Source organism: Actinoplanes oblitus, from assembly GCF_030252345.1.
Classification (GTDB): Bacteria; Actinomycetota; Actinomycetes; order Mycobacteriales; family Micromonosporaceae; genus Actinoplanes; species Actinoplanes oblitus.
This window is the reverse complement of sequence record NZ_CP126980.1, coordinates 2,143,377-2,166,023: the sequence shown is the minus strand read 5'-3', so window position 1 is coordinate 2,166,023 and position 22,647 is coordinate 2,143,377. Positions and strand designations below refer to the sequence as shown.

At 71.1% G+C, this 22,647-nt stretch carries 21 protein-coding genes and 1 pseudogene; 14 read left to right on the top strand and 8 right to left on the bottom strand.

From position 1 onward, the window contains the following. The first annotated feature begins 5 nt into the window (after positions 1-5). The 3 genes from Actob_RS09920 to Actob_RS09910 all read left to right on the top strand — a co-directional run bounded on the left by Actob_RS09920 (position 6) and on the right by Actob_RS09910 (position 3,829). Complete coding sequence (locus Actob_RS09920) at positions 6-584, top strand: hypothetical protein (RefSeq protein ID WP_284919768.1); 579 nt, start codon at positions 6-8, stop codon at positions 582-584. Positions 585-808: 224 nt separating this feature from the next. Further along, positions 809-3,133 (top strand): PAS domain S-box protein, encoded by a 2,325-nt coding sequence (locus Actob_RS09915; RefSeq protein ID WP_284919767.1) that lies wholly within the window; start codon positions 809-811, stop codon positions 3,131-3,133. Between the two features lie 189 nt (positions 3,134-3,322). Continuing rightward, entirely contained in the window at positions 3,323-3,829 is a 507-nt protein-coding gene (locus tag Actob_RS09910; protein WP_284919766.1) for an FBP domain-containing protein, read from the top strand. A gap of 447 nt (positions 3,830-4,276) precedes the next feature. Here Actob_RS09910 and Actob_RS09905 read toward each other — a convergent pair whose 3' ends face one another. Next, positions 4,277-4,495, bottom strand: coding sequence for a hypothetical protein (locus Actob_RS09905; RefSeq protein WP_284919765.1), 219 nt, complete (start codon positions 4,493-4,495; stop codon positions 4,277-4,279). Between the two features lie 501 nt (positions 4,496-4,996). On the opposite strand from Actob_RS09905, the gene Actob_RS09900 reads away from it, so the two are divergent. Together Actob_RS09900 and Actob_RS09895 are read left to right on the top strand one after the other, a co-directional pair. Continuing rightward, positions 4,997-5,323 (top strand): hypothetical protein, encoded by a 327-nt coding sequence (locus Actob_RS09900; RefSeq protein WP_284919764.1) that lies wholly within the window; start codon positions 4,997-4,999, stop codon positions 5,321-5,323. 251 nt (positions 5,324-5,574) lie between these two features. Then, complete coding sequence (locus Actob_RS09895; RefSeq protein ID WP_284919763.1) at positions 5,575-6,126, top strand: hypothetical protein; 552 nt, start codon at positions 5,575-5,577, stop codon at positions 6,124-6,126. 676 nt (positions 6,127-6,802) lie between these two features. Here Actob_RS09895 and Actob_RS09890 read toward each other — a convergent pair. Beyond that, entirely contained in the window at positions 6,803-7,288 is a 486-nt protein-coding gene (locus Actob_RS09890) for a hypothetical protein (protein WP_284919762.1), read from the bottom strand. Between the two features lie 51 nt (positions 7,289-7,339). Here Actob_RS09890 and Actob_RS09885 point away from each other — a divergent pair. Then, positions 7,340-7,989 (top strand): annotated as a pseudogene (locus Actob_RS09885) (transposase); the annotation flags it as partial. Positions 7,990-7,999: 10 nt separating this feature from the next. On the opposite strand, the gene Actob_RS09880 reads toward Actob_RS09885, so the two are convergent. Beyond that, positions 8,000-8,428 (bottom strand): PIN domain-containing protein, encoded by a 429-nt coding sequence (locus tag Actob_RS09880; RefSeq protein WP_284919761.1) that lies wholly within the window; start codon positions 8,426-8,428, stop codon positions 8,000-8,002. Beyond that, the gene (locus tag Actob_RS09875; RefSeq protein ID WP_284919760.1) at positions 8,425-8,712 is read right to left on the bottom strand and encodes a hypothetical protein; all 288 of its coding nucleotides are present in this window, start codon (positions 8,710-8,712) and stop codon (positions 8,425-8,427) included. The genes Actob_RS09880 and Actob_RS09875 overlap by 4 nt, the downstream gene beginning before the upstream one ends. Positions 8,713-8,845: 133 nt before the next feature. Here Actob_RS09875 and Actob_RS09870 point away from each other — a divergent pair, with 133 nt between their 5' ends. Then, entirely contained in the window at positions 8,846-9,043 is a 198-nt protein-coding gene (locus tag Actob_RS09870; RefSeq protein ID WP_284919759.1) for a hypothetical protein, read from the top strand. A 146-nt stretch (positions 9,044-9,189) separates the two neighbouring features. On the opposite strand, the gene Actob_RS09865 is transcribed toward Actob_RS09870, so the two are convergent. Next, entirely contained in the window at positions 9,190-9,855 is a 666-nt protein-coding gene (locus tag Actob_RS09865) for a TetR/AcrR family transcriptional regulator (RefSeq protein ID WP_284919758.1), read from the bottom strand. A 96-nt stretch (positions 9,856-9,951) separates the two neighbouring features. Between Actob_RS09865 and Actob_RS09860 the strand changes: the two genes are divergently transcribed. Both Actob_RS09860 and Actob_RS09855 read left to right on the top strand, forming a co-directional pair. Next, positions 9,952-10,923 carry an NAD(P)-dependent alcohol dehydrogenase gene (locus tag Actob_RS09860; protein WP_284919757.1) on the top strand — a complete coding sequence of 324 codons (972 nt, stop codon included), beginning with the start codon at positions 9,952-9,954 and terminating at the stop codon, positions 10,921-10,923. Between the two features lie 9 nt (positions 10,924-10,932). Then, complete coding sequence (locus tag Actob_RS09855; RefSeq protein ID WP_284919756.1) at positions 10,933-11,739, top strand: isocitrate lyase/PEP mutase family protein; 807 nt, start codon at positions 10,933-10,935, stop codon at positions 11,737-11,739. Here the strand turns inward: Actob_RS09855 and Actob_RS09850 are convergent. After that, on the bottom strand, positions 11,727-12,953 hold the full coding sequence (locus Actob_RS09850; protein WP_284919755.1) for a GAF domain-containing sensor histidine kinase: 1,227 nt from the start codon (positions 12,951-12,953) through the stop codon (positions 11,727-11,729). The two genes, Actob_RS09855 and Actob_RS09850, sit on opposite strands and share 13 nt — an antisense overlap. 44 nt (positions 12,954-12,997) lie before the next feature. Beyond that, a complete protein-coding gene (locus Actob_RS09845; protein WP_284919754.1) occupies positions 12,998-15,037 on the bottom strand; it encodes an ATP-binding protein in 2,040 nt (679 codons plus the stop codon). Between the two features lie 190 nt (positions 15,038-15,227). On the opposite strand from Actob_RS09845, the gene Actob_RS09840 reads away from it, so the two are divergent. The 5 genes from Actob_RS09840 (at position 15,228) to Actob_RS09820 (ending at position 22,206) form a co-directional block, all read left to right on the top strand. Continuing rightward, the gene (locus Actob_RS09840) at positions 15,228-16,400 is read left to right on the top strand and encodes a globin domain-containing protein (RefSeq protein ID WP_284919753.1); all 1,173 of its coding nucleotides are present in this window, start codon (positions 15,228-15,230) and stop codon (positions 16,398-16,400) included. 30 nt (positions 16,401-16,430) lie between these two features. Continuing rightward, entirely contained in the window at positions 16,431-18,623 is a 2,193-nt protein-coding gene (locus Actob_RS09835; protein WP_284919752.1) for an ATP-binding protein, read from the top strand. Between the two features lie 93 nt (positions 18,624-18,716). Beyond that, the gene (locus Actob_RS09830) at positions 18,717-20,147 is read left to right on the top strand and encodes a PulJ/GspJ family protein (protein ID WP_284919751.1); all 1,431 of its coding nucleotides are present in this window, start codon (positions 18,717-18,719) and stop codon (positions 20,145-20,147) included. Then, positions 20,141-20,716: a PilW family protein gene (locus Actob_RS09825; protein ID WP_284919750.1), complete on the top strand. Its 576-nt coding sequence runs from the start codon at positions 20,141-20,143 to the stop codon at positions 20,714-20,716. Before Actob_RS09830 ends, Actob_RS09825 begins: the two co-directional genes overlap by 7 nt. Then, entirely contained in the window at positions 20,716-22,206 is a 1,491-nt protein-coding gene (locus Actob_RS09820) for an RICIN domain-containing protein (RefSeq protein WP_284919749.1), read from the top strand. The genes Actob_RS09825 and Actob_RS09820 overlap by 1 nt, the downstream gene beginning before the upstream one ends. Here the strand turns inward: Actob_RS09820 and Actob_RS09815 are convergent. Further along, entirely contained in the window at positions 22,203-22,517 is a 315-nt protein-coding gene (locus Actob_RS09815; protein WP_284919748.1) for a hypothetical protein, read from the bottom strand. The two genes, Actob_RS09820 and Actob_RS09815, sit on opposite strands and share 4 nt — an antisense overlap. Positions 22,518-22,647 lie beyond the last annotated feature (130 nt).

Here is a 22,647-nt window from a genome sequence, read left to right as displayed (position 1 = left end):
GGTGCATGGAGCGGCCGATGACCCCCGACGACGTCGTCGCGGTGATCATGCGGCGCCTCACCGAGCAGCACCGGGTGGTGCCCGGTTACGTGATCCGGGACGCTGTCGAGGCCGCGCTGCGCCGCCGGTTCCCGGAGACGCCGCTGGCCGAGCTGCGGGTGCCGGCCGAGGTGGCGGCCGAGCTGGTGACCGGGTTCGGTGACGGGACCACGGCGGTCGAGGACGACTCGGCGACGATGCCGGCGGTGCTCAGCGGCGAGGAGACCGGGCGGCTGCTGGCCGGGCTGGGGCTGGCCGTCCACGTCGCCGCCTTCAACCTGGACCGGGACCGCCTGCACGTGGCGCAGATCCTGAACGGGTCGGCGGCGGTGCTGGTCGCCCTCGGTGCGGCCTCCCGCGCCGCGCACGCCGACGGCACCTCGGCGGTGCTGCTCTCCCCGGCCACCCTGCGCACCGTGCGGACCACCATGATCGGCGTGCTGCAGGGCGTGCGCACCCGTGGCTGGCAGGCCGAGCACCTCGATCCGGTGGCCACCACCACCATGTTCACCGACATCCTGACGATGCTCGGCGCGGTCCCCTGACCCCCGCGGCCGGGTCCGCGCGGCGGCCGGCCGCAGCCGACTCGCACCGACCCGGTGGTGGGTGGTCGTACCGTGCGGGGACGCATCAGCCCGGCGGTGCCTCGCGGTCCGGACGGACGGCGCACCGGGCGCTTGGCCACGGGACCTTTGCCAGGCGTACGAAATCTGGGTTTGACTTGGCGAAGCGGCCTTAACCGGGTGCTCGCGGTGCCGATCTTTCGGACATGGTGCGTCGGGTGGACTGGCCGGAGCGGGTGGCTGCCGTGCGGGCGACCGGGCTGCTGGAGCAACCGGAGGCGCCGGGGCTGCGCCGGCTGACCCGGCTCGCGGCGCGGCTGCTCGCGGCGCCGACCGCGCTGGTGTCGCTGGTGACCGACGACCGGCAGGTGTTCGCCAGTCAGCTCGGGCTGCCGGAGCCGTGGGCGCGGCTGGGGCAGACGCCGCTGACGCACTCGTTCTGCCAGCACGTGGTGGACGGCGACGAGCCACTCGTGGTGACCGACGCGCGGGAGCACCCGCTGCTGTGGGACAACCGGGCGATCGACGAGATGGGGGCGGTCGCCTACGCCGGGATGCCGATCCGGGTGGACGGGCAGACGCTCGGCGCGTTCTGCGCGATCGACAGTGTGCCGCACGCCTGGTCGGCGGACGACCTGGCAGTCCTGGAGGACCTGGCCGCCGCCGTCGCGTCCGAGATCGAGCTGGCGCGGGCGGCGCAGCACGCCGAGCAGGGGTCCGCGCTGGTCCGGCGGATCCTCGAGGTGTCGCAGGACGCCTACGTGTCGATCGACGCGGACGGCCTGGTCACGGAGTGGAACCCGGCCGCCGAACGACTCTTCGGCTGGGCCCGGGACGAGGCGCTCGGCATGGACCTGAGCAAGCTGATCGTGCCCGAGCAGCACCGTGAGGCGCACCGGCGCGGCCTGGACCGGGTACGCGACACCGGGCGGTCGGCGCTGGCCGGGCAGCGGCTGGAGGTGACAGCCGTGGACCGGAGCGGCCGGGTCTTCCCCGTCGAGTTCACCCTGCAGGCCACCAACGTGGGCGGCGGGCGGCCGGTGTTCCACGCGTTCCTGCACGACATCAGTGCCCGGCGGGCCGCCGAGGAGCAGCTGCGCCGGCAGGCCGAGCTGATCGACGCGGCGCCGGCGGCCGTCATCGTGCGCGACCCGGACGGGACCATCCGGTTCTGGAACCAGGGCGCCGAGCAGATGTACGGCTGGCCGGCCACCGCCGCCGTCGGCCGCAACATCCACCGGCTGCTCGCCACCGTCTTCCCCGCCCGGCTGCCGGAGGTCGAGCGGGCCCTCGAGGAGACCGGCGCCTGGCAGGGCGAACTCGTGCACCGGCGGGCCGACGGCCGGGTCCTCGTGGCGCTCAGCCGGCACGTGCGACGCCCGGCCGCCGACGGTTCCGGCTACGAGATCATCGAGACGAACACCGACATCACCGAGCGGCGGCGTGCCGAGGAGGCCCGCCAGGAGAGCGAGCGGCGTTTCCGGGTGCAGTTCCACCAGTCCACGATCGGGCAGGTGATGGTGCGGCTGGACGGGACGATCCTGCACGTCAACGACGCGTACGCGCGGATGGTCGGGCGATCGGCGGCCGAGTTGTGCGGATACGGCGTGGTGCTGCTGACCCACCCCGACGACCGGGCCGGGGACACCGAGGCGCTGGCCGGGCTGTTCGCCGGGGAGGGCGACTCGTACGAGCGGACCAAGCGCCTGCTGCACGCCGACGGGCACCTGGTCGACGTGCAGACCGGGGTACGCCTGGTCCGGGACGCCGACGGCCGCCCGCTGCACCTGATCGGCGTGGTGCAGGACATCACCGAGCAGAACCGGGCCCGCCGCGAACGGGACGCCGCGCAACTCGTCCTGGCCGAGCGCAACGAGCAGCTGCAACGCGCCAACCAGCTGAAACTCGACCTGATGGGGATGCTCTCGCACGACATCGGCACGCCGCTCACCGCGATCATGGGCTACGGCGAGCTGCTCACCGACGCGGAACTGCCCGGGATGCTCGGCGGGGTGGCGGCGCGGATCATGACCGGGGCGCACCGGATCGACGAGCTGCGGCACAACGTGCTGGCCATGTGCAAACTGGACGCCGGCGAACTGACCACGGTCCGCCAGCCGGTCGCGCTGAGCACGGCACTGCGCGACGCCGCCGACGCCGCCGACACCGTGGTGCCGATCGACTGCCCGCCGGGCTCGACGGTGCTCGCCAATCCCGCGCACCTGCGCCAGATAGTCGTGAACTTCCTGACGAACGCCCGGAAGTACGGTGGCGGGGCGACCCACCTGACCGTGTCCGGCGGCGACGGCGAGGTGGCGATCGCCGTGCACGACGAGGGCGCCGGCGTCCCGGAGTCGCTGCGCGAGCACCTCTTCGAGCGGTACACCCGGGCCGCCGACTCGGCCGCCGAGGGGCACGGCCTGGGCCTGCACATCGTCGCCAGCCTCGCCGAGGCGAACGGCGGGCGCGTCTCGTACCGCCCCGGCACCCCGACCGGGAGCGTCTTCACCCTCCACCTGGAGACCGCCTGAGCCCTCCGCCCGGTCCGGCCCGAGCCCTCCGCCCAGCCCCGGCCCGAGCCCTCCGCTCAACCCCGGCTGCGCCCTCGGCCCGGCCCTCGCGGATCGAGACAGCCCGGCCGCCGGGACCGTGTGACGCGTGACTCGCGGGTGCCGGAAATCGGGTGACGGCCGTCCCGGCATGTGCGAGGGTCCGACCTCATGGAACCGATCAGCGAGGCAACGATCCGAGCCTCGTTCATCAACTGCAGCAAGGGCGAGGCTTCCCGGATCAAGCTGCCCGCCGATTTCCGCGACACCCCGTGGGCCGATCTCGACTTCTACGGCTGGGTGGACCCCGCCGCCCCGCAACGAGCCGCCATCCTGCTCCCCCGCGCGGAAGGCCCGGTCGCCGTCCTGCTCCGCAAGGCCGAACGCGGCAGCAACGCGAGCGCCGCCCGCTCCAGCATGTGCCAGGTCTGCCTCACCGACCACGCGGCCGGCGGCGTCAGCCTGTTCACCGCCCCGCTGGCCGGTGCCGCCGGCCGCAACGGCAACTCGGTCGGCGAATATCTCTGCGCCGACCTGGCCTGCTCGCTCTACCTCCGCGGCAAGAAGCACCCGAAGCTGCGCCTGGTCCGCTTCGAGGAAACGCTCACCCTCCCGGAGAAGATCGACCGAGCGCTGACCAAACTGTCCGCCTTCACCTCCCGGATCGCTGCCGCTTGACCCCTTTCCGGTACGACCTGGGCAAGGTCCCGTGGCTGAGCGCCCGCTCCGCTGCCCGTCCGGGCCACGAGGCCGCGCCGGGCTGATGCGGCCCCTCACGGCCAGCGGTCACGGGCGGCCGCGAGGTCCGCACCGGGCTCAGCCGGCCCCTCACAGTCAGCAGCCCCACGCGGACCGGCAGACCCGCACCGGGCTCAGGCGACTCCTCACGGTCAGCAGTCCCAGGCGAGCCGCCAGGCCGCGCCCGGCTGAGGTAGCCCCTCGCGGTCAGTGGCCGAGGTGGGCATGTCGCCGCTCTCAGCTTGCCGCTTGACCTCCGACCCCCACCTGGCCCCGGCGGGGCAGCCCACTGGCTCGTCAGCGTCGATCACTGCCAGTGTCGGCCACTCGCAGGGCCAGCGGTAGAGACCGGGCCATACCCGCGTATCGGCGACATGTGCGGCCGTCTCAGCTGGATGACGAACCGCTCGGCGCCTCCAGGACCAATGCCGTCATATCCAGCAACCTCCTGCAGTAGCTCGCTTCGTATCCGGACAACTCCGGCACCACACGCTCGAGTTGCTGCTCGCAGGTCGAGAGGACATCCCACCACGGGCCTTCAATTGCGCCGCCGTTGTCCAGCCAGGTGCCGATACAGCCGGCGACGTCCGAATCGAGCAGGACCATTTCAACGCCTACTATGTCGGCACCCCTCAACCGACTAGGGAAAGCCGCCTCACGGTGCGCCTTCCACAGTTGCGCTACGGCCGTCAGCCGGTCCTGCTCCATGCTGAATGACACTCCGCTTCTCGACTACGTCCAGGAGCCTAGGCCCACTGCACCGGGCACGGCAGGACGTCAATCCACGAAAGTGCCGGTCACTGAAGGCAGGGAAGGAAGTCGGCCGGTGCGCACGGTCGGCGGCAGATCAGTTTGCTCGTCACCGGTTCGCTGTCAGCTTGGAATGATGAGCGTATGCCACGATCGCCGACAAAGGCCCTGCTTACCGCGATAACAGCAGTTGTCGCTCTCGCGGGATGCACAAGCGGCCCGACTCCGGGACCAAAACCGTCCGCGTCACCGGACAATGAGAGCCGACCGTCCCAAATGCCGTCGGCTGCTACCAGCACTACACCGCTGATGCGTTTGGACCCGCCTCCCGTCGTTGTGGGTGAGCTGTCTCGAAGAGTGCTCACCCAGAAGGGTGGCCACCCAGCCGGTGAGACCACCCTGCGCCGCAGTGCACGTACCGGCCAGCAATACGGGGTGCAAGCCGCCTGCACAGCGGTGACCTCGGGAAAGACGCTGTCAGTCGAGGTACGTAGCGGCAAACCCGGCGCTTCTGCCGATCCGGTTGCCACCGCTGTGATTCCCTGCGATGGAACGGTGACAGTGAATGGCTTGGGCACGCTGCCCACCGAGCAAACCGTCGTCTACCTTCAAGGGGACCAGTCCGACATCCTCACTGCCTACGCCATCATCGCGCCGACGTCATCATTACCAGCTGGAAAGTAGGCGCTTGAGAAGGCGCAGGATGGCAGCAATTTGAGACACTCGGACGCATGTGGCGGCCGATGCCGCTTCAAACCGAGCTGTTCTCGGCAGATCAAGGCGCTGATCGGCCTGCTTCACGGAGCCCGACGTATCGCTGCCGGCCGGAGCACGGACAGCGACAGACCAGTACGTCGAAGCGCCACTCCTTGACCACACTCATGGATCACCTTCCCGGGCGGATGCTTGTGGCGAGGTTCTGGCACCATCGCCCCATGGAGATCCAACCCGGTAAGGGTGTAGCTGCGGCACGAATCGGCGAGACTCGGGAAGCAGTGGAGAGCCGGCTCGGACCTCCGATCCATCCCGGGAAGGAGAGCAGGGCGGTCTACGAAATCAGTCGGCTGCTAGTGATCTCCTATACCGGCGACGATCTCGTGGAACTCGTTGAGCTTCCGCATGATGCGGGCCGGGGTGATGAGGCGTTTTTCGACGGCGTGCAGTTGACCTGGCGTTTGCTGGATGACGTGGTTGCGGACCTAGCCGCGAAGGGCTACCGATACGAACAGAACGAGCCGTCGAGCTTCTTGTTCGAGGCGGGCTTCGTCCTCTTCTCAGTGGGATCGCGTACGGCCGGGGATCTCGGCCTAAATGCCGTGGAGGGCGTGTCGCAATCCGTTTGCGAAGGCGTCTCGGTAGGTCCCTATGAGTATTTCGTCGCGGAGCCATCGGAGGAACAAATTGCAGCCTGGGAGCGCAATTTCGAGGCTACTGAGGCTGCGATGGACTCCGATGAGAGAATCCAGAAGCTCCGCCCGCTGGCATAGAGGGAACCTTGAGCGCCGAACCTAGCGAGTTCCTGGAAAATCTGGCGAAGGAAGTATGTGGCGCCCTGACCCTTGCCTGGCTTCAACCCTCAGATGGTAGGCCCGTTTGATGCCCATCCCGGCGTCGACGTGCAACTTGACCTTACGGATGAATCAGCGGGATCCTTGTGGGTACGGTGGAGGCCTTCGAAAACCTTAAGTGAGGCAGCACTGGAGCGCTTCCGGCAAGAGCGGCGGAGGCACCTTCAGCTGTTTCCCGAAGGCGGCGGGGACCCGTTACTTGTAGTAAAGGATCCCGTGGTCAGCTTCGATATTGATGTGCAGTCCATGATGGGCGAGGCATTGTGGCGAATTTTGGCGAGTGCTGGTTTTGTGGCGTCATTTGGAAGCAATGAATATAGCCCATTTGACGTTAGAGTCACCGACCGCACGCGAAGGGATACAGCCTCACTGGAAGCCAATGGCCTCGCCGTTGCCCCGAGCGCTGAGTCACCATGCCTCCTGCGGGTAAGCCGTTGCAGGTCCTGGGCTCAACCGCCCAACCCTTGCCGCCATCATGCCCCATCGAAGCCAGATGACTTCGGCGACGCGGCTCCGGCCCGCTCAGCGACATGAGAGTAAACGTCGCGGGCATGTTTCTGTTGATAGGACCGGCTTGCTAATTTCTATCGCCCGCTCAGCCGATTTCGAATTCAGCTACATCCTTCTTGAGTCCGGCCACATCTTCATTTTCAGCCAATGCTGCCCAGTGTGAAACAATTGCTCGATGCGCCTCATTAACGAAGGCAATAAGGCAGGCAATCAGCTCGGTCCTTCCCACCACGGCAGTGAGAGGCAGCAGCGACGATCTGATCACCACCTCCGCCCCGTCCGGTCGGAATTCAATGACCTCCGGGGACTCCGGTAATCCCAATCCTCCGCTCAGCCCGTCTCTGAGACGCAGAACGGACCCCACTGCCGAGGAAGCGAGACTAAACAGTGTCACCGTACCCGTAGGCGAGATGAACTCCACGCCGGAAGCGACGAACCTCGCGCGCACCAGGAAGAGCCTGTAGTAGAGGTCCACGTCAGTAACAGAGCCCGCATCGCGCTGATCCGCAAGCGGCCAAGTGTCGAATAGTGCAGGTTCATTTTCAGGGATTTCAAATTGCAGAAGATTCACGTCGATTCAATCATCCACCACTCGGCCCTGCGGTTGCAATCCACACCCCTAACAATAATCTGCGCGCAGATCCGACAGCTCGTCGACCGGCTGACCGACGCAGGCCAGTGGCAGCCCGGAGACCGCGACATCCTCATCGTGCTCGACGCCGGCTACGAGGCCCCGCGTGTCGCCTGGTTGCTGCGTGACATGCCGGTGGAAATTCTTGGCCGGATGCGCTCCGACCGGGTGCTGCGCCGTCCGACCCGCCACGCGTCTACCAGCCCTTGGGTGGTCGGCCGGACAGGCACGGCGGCGAGTTCGTCTTCGGCGGCCCCGCCACCTGGGACGCCGAGCACGCGGTCACCCACACTGACACCCGCCTCTACGGCCGAGTTCAGGCACAGGCCCAGGACTGGCTGCACCCGCGACTGACCCGCCGAGCCGCCTGGGTCGGCCACGACCAGCCGTTACCGATCATCGCCGGCACGGTCATCCGGCTCACCGTCGAGCATCTACCCAGCCGCGGGGAGCCGAAGCCGCTCTGGCTGTGGTGGTCCAAGGTCGACGCCACCGATGCTGATGTCGACCGGTGCTGGCAGGCGTTTCTGCGCCGCTTCGACATCGAACACACCTTCCGCCTGCTCAAGCAGACCCTCGGCTGGACCGTCCCACAGCTGCGTGAGCCCGCCGCAGCCGACCGGTGGACGCGGCTGATCCTGTGGTTAAAGCTCAGACGATGCGGATCTCCAAGCGCAGGTTGGTGGCACCGGCGAGTTTCGAGATGTCGCCCGGGTCGCTGGTGACGACGACGGCACCGGCGCGCTTGGCGGTGGTGACCACCGTGGCGTCGACGATGTCGTCGGTGCCGGCGGCGCCGCACAACTCGCCCGCCCGCCTGGCGGTCTCCGGATCGAGATCACGCAGGGTGCAGGCCTTGACCAGGCGGCCGATGTTGGCCGAACGGCGGCCGCCGCGCCACGCCTGCGCATACACCACCGTCGGGACGAGAATCGTGGCGTCCATCGCCAGCGCGGCCTTGTGCATGGTCCACAGATCGCGGTCGCCCCTCTCGGCCGCCACCAGGGCTCCGGTGTCGTAAACCAGGCCGTTCGCCGGGGTCGCGCTGTCCGCCCCAGCCCTGCCGGCCGCCGTGGTCATGCCGTCTGCCCGGCATTGGCCTCGCCGAAGAGTCTGCGGCCCGCGGCAGCGAGCTCCTCGTCGGTTATCGCACCGTTCTCCTCCTCCCACTCGGCGACCGCGCGCAGGCCGGCACGCCGGCGCAGCACGGTGTCGAGACCCTCGCGGATCATCTCGTCGATGGGGGTGTGCCAGTCGTGCTCCTCCTCGGCCACGCGGCGCCAGAGGGCGGCGGGCAGGGTCACCTGGATGGTCACCTCGCTCTCGGTCGCTTGGTCAGGGCTGGGGTTCGCGTCAGCGGTCATGGATTCAGCGTAGGGATCCGGTGTCGCGGGACAAGGGGGTTACGCCGGGCTGTGGACAACTCGTCCACAGCCGGGCCCAGAACGCGACGCGCGGGGGTTTATCGGGTGGGCGCCGGCGTTCGACAATGCGGGCATGCGGATGTGGAGAGTTCCCGGGCGGATCGGGCGGATCGGGCGGACCGCGGTGGCTGCCGGGGTGGCGGTGGTCGTGGGCCTGACGCTGGGCGGGTGTCCGTCGTCGAGCGGGTCGGAGCCGGTCTGCGCGCAGCCGACAGCGGGCGGCACGCCCTCCGACGACTGCCCCGACCAGGGCGACGTCACCGGCAACTGACCGCCGGCCAGAAGACCGCCGGCCAGGAGGTCGGCGGCCAGGAGGTCGGCGGCCAGGAGGTCGGCGGCCAGGAGGTCGGCGGCCGGATGCGGAGATGGCTCGGGCCGGATCCGGGAGCCTCGGGCCGCGAGCGGAAGAAGCTCGGCTCAGGCGGAACGGGGAAGGCGGTCGAAGCCGTCGAGCAATAGGTTGAGGGCGAACTCGAACTCGAACTGGTCGTCGCAGCCCGCGCCGACCACCGAGGACGAGTCGTGGGCGGCGGCCATGGCCATCAGGGCGAGGTTGGGAAACCGGGGGGCCATCGCGCGGGCCATCTCCAGCTGGGCCTCCGGCGGGAGCGGAGCGGAGTCGTCGAACAGCTCCGAGGTGTAGCCGAGCAGCCGGGTGCCCAGTGTGTGAATCATGTGGTGGACCTGGTCGGGGGTGAAGCCACCGGCCAGGAAGAGGCCGACGACCGCGTCCAGGTAGGCGAGCATCGCCGGGGTCGGGTCGGTACGCGAGTTGATCACCTGCCAGGCCCACGGATGGCGGAGCAGGACCTGGCGGGCACCGAGGATGCGGGCGCGGACCGCGGTCTTCCAGTCGCCGGTCGGTGCGACCGCGGGGATACCGGCAACGACGGTGTCCACCATGCCGTCCAGCAGTTCGTCCTTGTTGGCCACGTGCTTGTACAGCGCCATCGGCACCACCCCCAGCTCCTGAGCCAGGTTGCGCATGCTCAGCGCGTCGAGGCCGGTGCGGTCGGCCAGGCCGACGGCGGCGGTCAGCACGCGTTCGCGGTTGAGCGGAACCCGCTGCTCGGCAACATCCACGTGCCAACCCTAATACCGGCGATTGACGGGTGTACGCCGTACACCTACTCTCGACACCGGAAGGTGTACGTCGTACACCCGAGGGAAGGGCTCGAGATGAAGGCGATCGTGCAGGACCGGTACGGCGGCCCGGAGCGGCTGCGGTGGACCGAGGTGGCGACTCCGGAACCGGGCCACGGCGAGGTGCTGATCCGGACCCGGGCCGCATCGCTCAACGCGTGGGACTGGCACTTCATGCGCGGCGACCCCTACGTGATGCGGCTCCCCGGAAACCTCACCCGGCCGAGGGGCCGGATCCGCGGCCGGGACGTCGCCGGCGAGATCGTGGCCCTCGGCGCCGGCGTGACCGGCTTCCGGGTGGGCGACCCGGTCTTCGCCGATCTCGGCCCGGCGCAGGCGGCGTTCGCCGAGTTCGTCAGCGCGCCGCAGCACCTGGTCGCGCCGAAGCCGGCGAATCTGAGCTTCGCCGAGGCTGCCGCCCTGCCGCTCGCCGCCGGCACGGCCCTCGGCTGCCTGCGCGAGTCCGCGCTGGCCGCCGGCCAGCGCATCCTGATCAACGGGGCGTCCGGCGGGGTCGGCACGTTCGCGGTGCAGATCGCGAAGTCCCTGGGAGCCGAGGTGACCGCCGTCTGCGGCACCCGCAACGTTGAGCTGGTCACCGGGCTCGGCGCGGATCGCGTGATCGATTACCGGCAGGAGGACTTCACGAAGGATCCGGGCGGATTCGATGTGGTGCTGGACCTGGTCGGCAACCGGACCCTGCCCGAGCTGCGCCGGCTCGGCGGCACCATCGCCCTCTCCGGCGGCGGCACCTCCACCGGCGGCAGCCTGCTGGGCCCGTTCCCGCTGGTCGTCCGCGCCATGGTGACGGCGCCCTGGACCAGGCAGCGGATCTTCCTGCCCGCTCCCCCGCCGAGCCGCGCCACCCTGGACACACTTCGCGAGCTGACCGAGTCCGGCCGGATCACCCCGGTGATCGACCGCGGCTATCCGCTGCACGAGGCCGCCGACGCGATGCGCTACCTGGAGACCGAACACGCCCGCGCCAAGGTCGTGCTGACCGTCTAGGGTCGAGCCATGACGACGGCGCGTGAGCGGTTCCGGGAGTTGCACGAGAGCGGCACGTTCCTGATGCCGAACCCGTGGGATGCCGGCTCGGCCCGGCTGCTGGCGAGTCTCGGCTTCCCGGCGCTGGCGACCACGTCCTCCGGTTTCGCGGCCACCCTGGGCCGGCGGGACCAGCACGTCACCCGGGACGAGCTGGTCGCGCACGTGGCCACGCTGACCGCCGTGCTCGACATCCCGCTCAACGTGGACGCCGAGCGCTGTTTCGCCGACACCGCCGCCGGCATCGGTGAGACGGTGGAGCTGCTCGCCGCCGCCGGCGCGTCCGGCATCTCGATCGAGGACTACGACCCGGTCGCCGGCCGGATCGAGACGCTGGAGACCGGGGCCGAGCGGGTGGCCGCGGCGGCCAAGGCCTGCGCCCGGCACGGCATCGTGCTCACCGCCCGCGCGGAGAACCTGCTCTACGGGCACGACGACCTGGACGACACCGTCGCCCGGTTGCGGGCCTACCAGGCTGCCGGCGCGGACGTCGTCTTCGCGCCGGGAGTGCGCACGCCCGCGGAGATCAGCCGGGTGGTCGACGGGGTGGCCGCTCCGGTCAACGTGCTGGCTGTCCCGGGCGCCCCCGCCGTACCGGAAATGGCCTCGCTCGGCGTGCGGCGGATCTCCACGGGAGGCTCGCTCGCCTGGGCGGCCTATGGGGCCCTGCGCGACGCGGCGAGTGAGTTGCTGACCGCCGGGACCACGACGTTCCGATCGCGCGCCTTGCGCGCGGAGGAGATCGCCGCGGCGTTCGGCGACGATCAGCCGGCGTAAGGACCGGACGCCGGTATCACGATGCCGACCGTGCTGCCCCGGCCGGGGCTGCTGTCGATGGTGACAGCGCCGTCGTGTCCCTCGGCGATCGCCTTGACGATGCTCAGGCCCAGCCCGAGCCCCTGCACCTCGGCCCGCTCGGCGTCCGCGGAGCGGCGGAACGGCGCCAGCACCCGCTGCTGGTCCGCCTCGCTGATCCCCATCCCGGTGTCCCGGACCCGCAGCACCGCGTGCCCGTCCCGGGTCCTGGCGGTCACCGTGATGGCGCCGGTGGTGGTGAACTTGACGGCGTTCAGCACCAGGCGTTCCAGTGCCTGACCCATCCGGCGCAGGTCCACGTCGGCGAAGACCGGCCCGCCGGTGTCGGCAGTGATGTCCAGCCCCTTCGCCTCGGCGAGCGGCCGGTTCGCGTCGACCACCCCGCGGGCCAGCACGGCCAGGTCGGCCGGCACCCGGTCGAAGTCCCGGCTGCCCGCGCTGACCTGTGCGGCCAGCAGCATGTCGTCGACCAGCGCGAGCAGCCGGTCGGAGTTGCGCTGCACCCGTTGCAGGAAGCCCTCCCGGGCCTGGGACGGCAGCTCCGGGTCGCCGAGCACCTCCAGGTACCCGTGGATCGAGGTGATCGGCGTACGCAACTCGTGGTTGACCCGCGCGATGAACTCGTCCTTGATCCGCTCCGCGTCCCGCAGCCGTTCGTAGAGGCCGCGCATGTCCCGGGCGTATTTACGCAGCTCGAGCTGGTTGACCACGTGCCGGGCCAGGGCGCGCAGGCCGTGCTGCTGGGCCGGGGTGAGCAGGCCGGGCTCGGCGTCCGCGACGCAGAGCGTGCCGAGCGGCCGGCCGTACGGCGTGACCAGTGGCGCCCCGGCGTAGAACCTGATGAACGGCGGACCGGCCACCGTCGGGATCTCGGCGAACCGGGCGTCCAGCCGGGCGTCCGGCACCTGCATCACGTCGTCGCCGTACATGGCGTGCGCGCAGATCGAGTCGTCACGCGCGCTGCCGCAGAGGTCGGTGCCGACCCGCGCCTTGAACCACTGCCGGTCCCGGTCGACCAGGGTGATCATGGCGATCGGCTTGTCGCAGAGCTGCGCGGCGAGCTTCACGATGTCGTCGAAGTCGCCCTCGTCCGGGGTGTCCAGGATCTCGTAGCCGTGGAGGGCGGCAAGGCGCTCCTGCTCCAGCATCTCGCCGGCATTCCGCGTGGCCGCCATCGGCATCCCCTTCGAGGTGGTCTTTCCCTACCGCTGTTGTTCGGTCAGCGGCTGCCGGGATTGAGACCTACCGCGGTTGCGGGGCGATGCTGCCACTGGCTTTCCAGGGTGCGGGCGTACGCGGACCGTCCGGCCGGCAGCGTGAACGTCATCCGGGTGCCGTTGCCGTACGGGTTGGCCATCGCCTCGATCGTGCCGCCGTGCCGTTCCACGATCCGCTTGCAGACGGCCAGCTCCAGCCCGGACCCGCTGCCGCCCTCGCCCCGGTGGAAGTTGGTGAAGACGGCCTGGCGCAGGCCGGGCGGGATGCCCCGGCCGTTGTCCAGGATGTCGATGCGCAGCATGCCGTTCGGCGCCGGCTGGGCGGCCACGCTGACCACCGGCGGCACACCCGGCATGGTCTGCTCCAGCGCGTTGTCGATCAGGTTCTCCAGCAGCTGCCGGGTCAGCACCGGGTCGGCCTCGACCGCGTCGAGCTGGCCGAAGGCGAACTGCGGCGGGTGCACGCCGGCCGACTCGGCCTGGTCGTACCGGCTGTTGGCGATGTCGGTGAGCAGCAGTTGCAGGTTGATCGTGGTCGGCATCAGCTTGCCGTCGCGGGCCGCGGTGTAGGCGAGCAGGCCGTTCAAAAAGGTACGCATCCGGGCCGCGGCCCGCTGGATCCGGCTGACCCGCTCGGCCGGCTTGTATCCGGCCAGCTCGGTCTCCAGGACCTCGGCCCAGCCCTCGATGGTGGTGAGCGGGTTGAGCAGGTCGTGCGCGACCACCCCGGCGAACGACATCAGCTCGTCGCGGTGCCGGCGGTCCGCGGTGACGTCGTGGAAGACCACCACCACGTGCTGCTGGCCGCTCGGGCTGGCCAGCCGGGCCACGTTGAATCTGACGATCCGGCCCTCGGGCACCGCCGCGTTGCGGACCAGCACGTCCATCGGCTGCACGTCCTCGCCGGCCAGGGCCCGCTGGTAGGGCAGTTCGGCGTCGGCGAGCGGGGCGCCGTCCGGGTGGAAGAAGCCGTAGTCGCTGCCCAGCGCGGCGCCGCCGGCCACCGTGTTGGTGCTGCCCAGCAGGCGGCCGGCGGCCGGGTTGCGGAGCACCAGCCGGCCGCTCTGGTCGAGGATGGCCAGCCCCTCGGTCATCGAGTTGATGATCGTGGTCATCAGCTCGGCCTTCTCGGTGGCCTCGTGCTCCGACGACCGGAGGCGCTCGATCAGCGCGGTGCGCTCGTCCCGGCTGAACGACAGGGCCAGGCCGACCAGCGCGAGGATCCCGATGTAGAGCTGGACGACCAGGGCGCGGGTGCCGGCCTCCCCGCTCATCGCGTAGGGGCCGCTGCCGTGCAGGGTGAAGACCGCCGCCGCGGTGCCGAACGCCATGGTGTGCCCGATCGCCAGCACGGTGGGCAGTCGCAGGCCCACCCAGACCGTGATGGCCAGCAGCGCGAAGCCGATCGGCAGGTCGGTGTTGACGGCGAACACGTAGAAGTAGGCGGCCGCCGAGAGGAAGTAGACGATCACCGCCTCCATCCAGGCCTCCTGGCCGCGGGGCAGGTCCCGCAGCCGTCGCGCGGCCGCCCCGAACAGCAGCACGCTGACCACGTCCCGGACCACCCAGATGGCGATCGCGGTGATCGAGTGGTCATGGGTGATCAACCGGTCGCCGAGGCCGCCCAGCACTCCGCCGCAGAGCGCGCCGGCCGCCGCCACCAGCAGCACCCGGAGCAGGTCGAGGAGCGTCCGCAGCGGCCGGCCGTGGTCGCCAGCCCAGACGCCGGGCAGCCAGCGGGTCGCGGCGACCGCGAAGACCAGCGCCTCCAGCACCGCGGCGCCGCCGTGCACCAGGGCCGGCCCGAGCGCGGTGCCGGTGACCGCGAGGGCGAGCGCGGTGAGCAGGCCGAGCACTCCGGCGTCCGCCCAGCGCCAGCGGGAGTCGTTGCGGTTGACCAGCCAGACGGCGGCGACAGCGGTGGCCGGCCAGATCACCGGCAGGGCATCCGGCTTGCCGAGCGTGGTGAGCTGGCCCGCCAGGATCGCCACCAGGTAGAGCGCCGCGAAACGCACGGTGCTGGGCAACATCCGAAGACTCATCAGGGACCGCCTCGTGTCGGTGGCCGGCTCTGACGACCAGTTCGGCAGCAACGGCGAAAGGCTGAACAACAGGGCACAAAGGCCTGCATTTCCGGGACCGTGAGGGGCCTCTCAAAGAGGTGTCCAGGGCGCATTCCAGGTGGTCGACTCGTCGTGACGCCGCTCGGCACATCCCCAGGAGGTCGTAACGATGCTGTCCGCAACCAGCGTTCCGGTGGTCGAGGCGACCCTGCCGGTCGTCGGCGCGCACCTCGACGCCATCACCAGCGTGTTCTACGAGTCCATGCTGACCGAGAACCCGGAGCTGACCAACCTGTTCAGCCGCAGCGCGCAGGCCACCGGCGAGCAGCGGCAGGCCCTGGCCGGGGCGGTCGCCGCGTTCGCCACGCACCTGATCGGCGCCGGCCCGGACCCGGTCGTCTTCGAGCACATCATCGACCGGATCGCGCACCGGCACTGCGCGCTCGGCATCCGCCCCGAGCAGTACACGACGGTCGGGAAGTACCTGCTCCGAGCGGTCGGCACGGTGCTCGGTGACGCTGTCACGCCGGAGATCGCAGCCGCCTGGGACGAGGTGTACTGGCTGTTCGCCGCGCGTCTGATCGGCCGGGAGGCGCGGATCTACGCGCAGGCCGGGGTGGACGACACCGACCCGTGGCGGGACTACCTGGTGATCAACAAGGTCGCCGAGGCCGACGACACGGTGTCGCTGCTGCTCGCGCCGGTCGACGGGGAGCCCGCCCCGCCGTTCCTGCCGGGGCAGTACGTGACGATCGCGGTGGACCTGCCGGACGGCTCCCGCCAGCTCCGGCAGTACTCGCTCTCCCAGGCTCCCGGTGGCGGCGCGCTGCGGATCACGGTGCGCCGGGTGCGCGGGCGGGACGGCGCCCCGGACGGGCTGATCTCCGGATTCCTGCACGACCAGGTCGAGGCGGGCGACAAGCTGCGGCTCAGCCAGCCGTACGGCGATCTCGTGCTGCGCCCCGGGGACACTCCGCTGCTGCTGGTCAGCGCCGGCGTCGGGATCACCCCGATGGCCGCCATCCTGGACCACGTGGCGCGGACCACGCCGGCCCGCGAGGTGGTGGCGGTGCACGCCGACCGGACCCCGGACCGGCACCCGCTGCGCGCCGACATGAGCGTCAACGGCGCCCGGCTGCGCTCGTTCACCAGCCGGGTCTGGTACGAGGACAGCACCGGCCGGATCGACGTCGACGAGATCCCGCTGCCCGCGGAGGCCGAGGTCTACCTGTGTGGCCCGGTCCCGTTCATGCGGGAGGTGCGGGCCGGCCTGCACCGGCGCGGCGTCCCGGACGAGCGGATCCGCTACGAGGTGTTCGGCTCGGAGCAGTGGCGCGCTTAGCGATCCGGTGCGCGCTCCGATAAGTCTTAGGTGAGTCGACGGCGTGGTGGACCCGGGCGCCGGGCCGTGGCGGTCAGCGCGCTGGTCGCCCTGGTCGGCTGCGTCGTGTCACTGGGCGTCGGCGCGCTGCTGCGCCGCGCCGAGCAGACCGGCGGCGCGCGGCAGATGGACCGGCACACCGCCGCCGCGGCCGCGGCGGTCCAGGCCGAGACCCGCCGGTACGTCGACACGCTGCGCACCGCCGCCGCCGCGGTCGGCGCCCAGCAGGAGCTGACCGCCACCGAGTACGCCACGCTGACCGCCCCGCTGCACCAGTTGCGGCTGGCCGGCGCCACCTCGATCGTCCTGGTGGTGCCGGCCACCGACGGCGAGGTGAGCCGGGTCCAGCGCACCTGGCGGGACCGCGGCGCGACGGATCTCACGCTGACCCCGCGCGGCACCGGCCAGCACGCCTTCTCGGTCCTGGCCGCCTCGCTGAACGGCGGCGCGGGGCAGACCGGGCTGGACCTGATGCAGGCCGCCGCCCCGGCCGCCGCGCTGGCCGAGTCGCGCCGCAGCGGGCAGGTCGCCGTCTCGGACACCTACCAACTACTCGTCGACCGGGACCTGGCACCCGAGCGGCGGCAGAACTCGTTCGTCCTGACCGCCCCGATCTACCAGGGCGTCGGGCAGAGCTTCCTGGGCTGGCTGCTGCTCGGCATCCACGGCCAGGACTTCATGGGCGGCACCCTGCGAGCGGCCGGCACCGAGCTGGCCGACCTGCGGCTGGAGGCCGACGAGCCGGGTGGCCGGGTGGTCACGGTGGCCGCCATCCACGGCACCACCGGGCACCGGCCGGACCTGCAGCGGGCGGCGACCATCCCGGTGGCCGACTCGCTGTGGACGCTGCGGCTGAGCGCCGCCCGCCGGGACCTGCCCGGCGGACGGACCGCGCTGCCGGCCGCCGTGGCCGGTGGCGGCGTCTGCCTCACCGCGCTGCTCACCGTGCTGGTCTGGGTGCTGGCCACCGGCCGGGAGCGGGCGCAGGCCCGGGTCGAGTCGGCCACCGCCGAGCTGGTCGCCGAGCAGACCGAGGCCGGCCGGCAGGCCAGGATGGTGCAGGCGGTGCTGGACAGCATCAGTGACGGGGTCGCCGTGGTCGGCCCGGACGGCCGGTTCCTGATGGACAACCCGGCGGCGCGCGCCATCCTCGGCCGGGCCGAGGCGCCGGCCGGTGAACCGGAGACCTGGCAACAGCACTTCGGCTTGTACCTCCCGGACGGTGTCACGCCGTTCCCGGCCGAGGAGCTGCCCCTGGTGCGGGCACTGGCCGGGGAGTCGGCCGACTTCGTGGAGATGATGGTCTGCAACGCCACCTACCCGGACGGGCGGGTGATCAGCGTGTCGGCTCGCCCGATCGACACCGCGCGGGGCCGGCGCGGCGCGGTGGCGGTGTTCCACGACATCACCGAGCGCAAACGGGTGGAGACCGAGCTGCGCGGCTTCGCCGGTGTCGTGGCGCACGACCTGAAGGCACCGCTGACCCTGGTCAGCGCGTACGCCGAGCTGGCCACCGAGGCCCTCGACGAGCTGGCCGGGAGCGTCGCCGGCGATGCTCTGGACCGGGCCCGCCGGGGTACCGCCAAGGTGCTGCACGGCGCCGGCCGGATGCAGCGGCTGATCAACGAGCTGCTGGACTACACCGCGGCCCGGGACGCTACCCTGCGCCTCGAGCGGGTCAGCCTGCGCGCCCTGGTCGACGACGTGGTCATCACCCGGACCGACGCGCCGGAGCACGAGCCGCACTCCCGGCCGGACGTCTTCGTCGGCCCGCTGCCGGACGTCCACGCCGACCCGGTGCTGCTGCGCCAGGTGATCGACAACCTGATCGGCAACGCGATCAAGTACACCCCACCGGGTCAGGCGGCGCGGATCGACGTCACCGCGCGTACCGGCGAGGACGGCGGGGTCCGGGTGCGGATCGCCGACCGCGGCATCGGCATCCCGGACGGCGAGCACGCCGCGGTCTTCGACAGCTTCCACCGGGCCAGCAACGGCACCGCGCATCCGGGGACCGGGCTCGGCCTGGCCATCTGCCGGCGGATCGTGGAGCGGCACGGCGGGCACATCGACGCGAGCCCGAACCCGGGCGGCGGGACGATCTTCTCGTTCACGCTGCCCGGCGCCGCCGGCGCCGGATCGGAGCAGGTGACCCGGGTCCGCAAGACGATGACGGCCGACTAGGGGGCCGGCACCGCGCCCGCTCAGGACCACACCCGTGCTGCCGATCGAGACCCGGAGACGTCTACGTGCCAGCGCCAGAAGGGGGTGACCAGCGTGCACCGGTCCGCCGACGACGACGGATTCACGCTGGTCGAGGTGATCGTCTCGATCGCCCTGGTCAGCATCGTGCTCACCTCGATGACCGCGTTCTTCGTCCGCGGGCAGATCCTCGGCGAGCACTACGCCGGCCGGCAGGACGGCGTCCGGGTGGCCACCACCGCCCTGGAACGGGCCGGCGGCCTCGGCGGCGACGCCGTGCTCACCGGCCGCGACCAGGCCGGCGTGCTGGCCCAGGCGGTGGTCCCCGGCGCCGAGCCGTACCTGGCCGACAGCGAGCAGGCCTGGGACGCCGACGCGGACGCCGCCGACCGCGCCACCGCGCCGCTGCCGGTCGCCCCGGCCGTGGTGGTGCTCAACGCCGTCGCCTACACCCAGAACTGGTACGTCCGGCGCTGCTGGCTGGTCGCCTCGGGCGGCACCTGCAACCTGGCGAACGCCTCGGCCGGTGGCCGGACGGAGTTCCTCCGGGTCGTGGTGGCCGTGCAGTGGAGCGACCGGGGCTGCCCGGACGGCCGCTGCGCCTACTTCCTGGCCACCCTGATCAGCCCGGCCGACGACCCGATCTTCCCGCTGCCGGCCACCGCCACCCCGTCCACCGCCGCGACACCGGCGCCGTCCGCCTCGGCTTCGGCAGGCCCGCCGGTCTCGCCGGCCCCGTCGGTCTCCCCGACACCGGCGGCTTCGGCGACCCCCTCGGTCTCGCCGACCCCCTCGGCGTCGCCGGCCGGTGGCGCGCCGGCGGCCATCTGGGTCAACCACACCAGCGGGTACGTCAACCCGGCCGCCATGTGGGTCTCCTCGGCCGGCCTGACCGTCAACGGCCTGGTGCACTCGAACTCCGACCTGCGCATCGAGGGCAGCAGCCTGGCCGTCTCGCCCCGGATCGAATACGTCTCCAGCCAGTACGTCAGCGACAGCACCCTGCCCACCCCGGTCCCGGTCGCCGCCGGCACGCCCAGCTGGGCCCGGGTGGTCGGCGACTACGCGCCGGGCGGCAGTGCCGCCACCGCCGCGGGCAGCGGCTACTACGCCGTCCCGGCCGGCGCCTGCGCCTCGGGCACCTGGACCTACGCGGCCGGCTCGGTGCCGGCCACCGCCACCGTGGTCTACGTACCGTGCTCGGTGTCCGTGACCACGAACGTCAGCCCACTGCTGGTCGCCACCGGCACGATCACCGTCAACTCGTCCAGCGTGACGATCGGCAACAAGGCGAACCCGCGATCGACCGGCCTGGTCAGCGGCTCGTCTGCGGTACCGGCCATCCAGATCGCCGGCTCGTACGCGGCCGTCTACGGCAACGTCCAGGCGCTCGCCGGCGGGGTGTACCTGCTCGGCTCGTACAGCACGTTCCAGTGCGGGATCCTCGGCGACACCGCCCAGATCCGCGGCTCCTCGATCACCATCACCACGGACAGCACGTGCTGAGCGGGCGGGACCGGGACGACGCCGGCATCAGCCTGGTCGACCTGATGGTCAGCATGTCGCTGATGTCGGTGTTCATGGCCATCTTCACGACCGGCATCGTGCAGATGTACCGCACCGCCGGCCGGGCCGAGGCCACCCAGGTCATGCAGGCCGACCTCGACCTGGCCTTCGAACGCCTCGACGACGAGGTCCGGTACGCCAGGGCGATCAGCCTGCCGGGCACCGACAGCACCGGCGCCGGGACGTACGTGGAGTACCTCAACGTCGACGGCGCCACCCAGACCTGCACCGAGCTCCGTCTCCGGGACGGCGCGCTGCAGCGCCGCGCCTGGACCGGCGGCGCCACCCCGGGCAGCACCTGGCGGACGCTCGCCGCCGGGGTCACCGGCGGCACGTTCGACCGGACGAACCGGGCCGACCAGCGGCAGCAGCTGACCGTCACGATGAGCGTCCAGTTCGCCGCGAACGTCCCCGGCCACGAGACGTCGTTCCAGTTCACCGCACTGAACTCGGACGCGACAGCGAGCCGGACCAACGACACCGTGTGCGGGGAAGGCCGGAACCACTGATGAACGACCGGGACGAACGCGGCTCCCTGCCACTGGCGATGCTCATCGCGCTGGTCGGGCTGACGGTCAGTGGCCTGCTCTCCTCGGCCCTGATCGGCCAGGTGCGGAACGTGCGCCGGACCGCCGAGCGCGGCGTCGTGCTCGCCTCCGCGGAGGCCGGGCTGCAGGCGGCGATGGGCTCGATCCGGGCCGCCGTGGGCACCGACGGCAAGGGCAGCCTGGCCAGGCTGCCGTGCGGGACGATCGAGGGCGCCGCCTCCGGTGCGGCCGGTGGTGCGTACCGGGTCCAGGTGACCTATCGCAACGCCGCCGGGGCGTCGCTGACCTGCCCGCCCACGGCGACGCCGGCCACCGCCGTACTCAAGTCGGTGGTCAGCGGGGCGGCGGGGACCCGGGCCCGCACGCTCGAGGCGACCTACCCGTTCCGGGTGCCGGTCGCCCAGGTCCCGATGGGGCTGATCCGCAATTACCCGGACGGCACGCTGTGCATGGACGCCGTCAAGGACCAGCCGGTCGCCGGCGATCCGGTCCTCATGACCGCCTGCGACGCGCAGCGTCCGCGGCACCAGATGTTCGCGTACGTCAAGAGCATGGCCGTCGCGCATCCCCGGCCGAGCGGGTCCACCGGCACCGACATGTGCCTGGACGCCACCCGGCCGGCCACCGGCACCTACAGCTACGTGACCTTCCAGCCGTGCGCGGTGGCGCTGGACGACGCCACCACCCAGTCGCCGCCGCGCCAGCTCTGGAGTCTGCACGCCAGCTATGCGGCGTTCGCCGGCACCGACGACGGCAAGACGCTCAACGACTGGTGCGTCGCGCAGCAGAGCCCCGGGGTGGCGGGCACCCGGCTGATCTACACCGCCTGTCCCAGCACCCCGGCCAACCCGTACAACGCCGCGGACTCGCTGGCGCTGGAGCCCAGCGTCGGCGCGGGCGCGGCCGGGGAGAGCACCGGGCAGCTGGTGAACTACAAGCAGTTCGGCAGGTGCCTGGACGTGACCGAGGGGAAGGTCGACTACGCGTACCTGATCGCCTGGCCGTGCACGGCGAACCCGGACCCGGCCAACATCTCCTGGAACGAGCGCTGGACGATGCCCGCGGTGACCACCACCAGGACCGGCGGCACCGGCCAGGTCACCACCGTCTCGGGCAAGAAGAACACCGCCGGGTACGGCAAGACGTACTGCCTGCGCAGCCCGCTCTCGCCGGACACCGGAAGGTTCGTCACGGTGACCCTGTGCAGCGGCGCGCTCGCCGCGGAGGTGACCTGGACGCGGTACCTCGCGCACAAGGACAACACCAAGGCGTACACCCTGGTCGACTCGGCCGGGTACTGCCTGCAGCCCAGCGAGACGGAGCTCTACACCCGGGCCGGCGACAAGATCGGCGCGCTGAAGGTCGGCAAGTGCGACGGCGCCAACCTGCTGCAGAAGTGGAACGCGGTGATCGCGGCCGGCACCGGCCTCACCAACGTCCAGGAACGCTAGCCCGTGTTGACCCGCTGCCGGGGCACGCCGGCGGCGGTCAGCCGGTCGGTCACCGCACCGCTCGGGCTGCGCACCACGACCAGCACCTGGTGGTCGTCGCCCAGGCAGCACGCGGCGGCCACCGAGCCGACGTAGATGGGGTCCGGCTCCGGCAGGTCCCGGAGATCCACGATCAGGATCTGCGGCCGCACCCGCCGCAACAGATGCACCAGCGCGAGCCGCAGCTCGGCGCCGCCGTCGGCGGACCCGTGCGGACAGATGATCACGCTGCCGTCGTCGGCGGTGCTGATCTCCAGGACAGAACCAAGCATCGGAGCACCCTCCGTTACCTTGCGTTCAACCGCCGGACCACCATACGACCCCTCGTGCCTTCCCGTCGATCACTCGACACGGTCGGATCCCGCCGCTTTTTCACCCTGGCCACGCTCCGCATCCACCCCC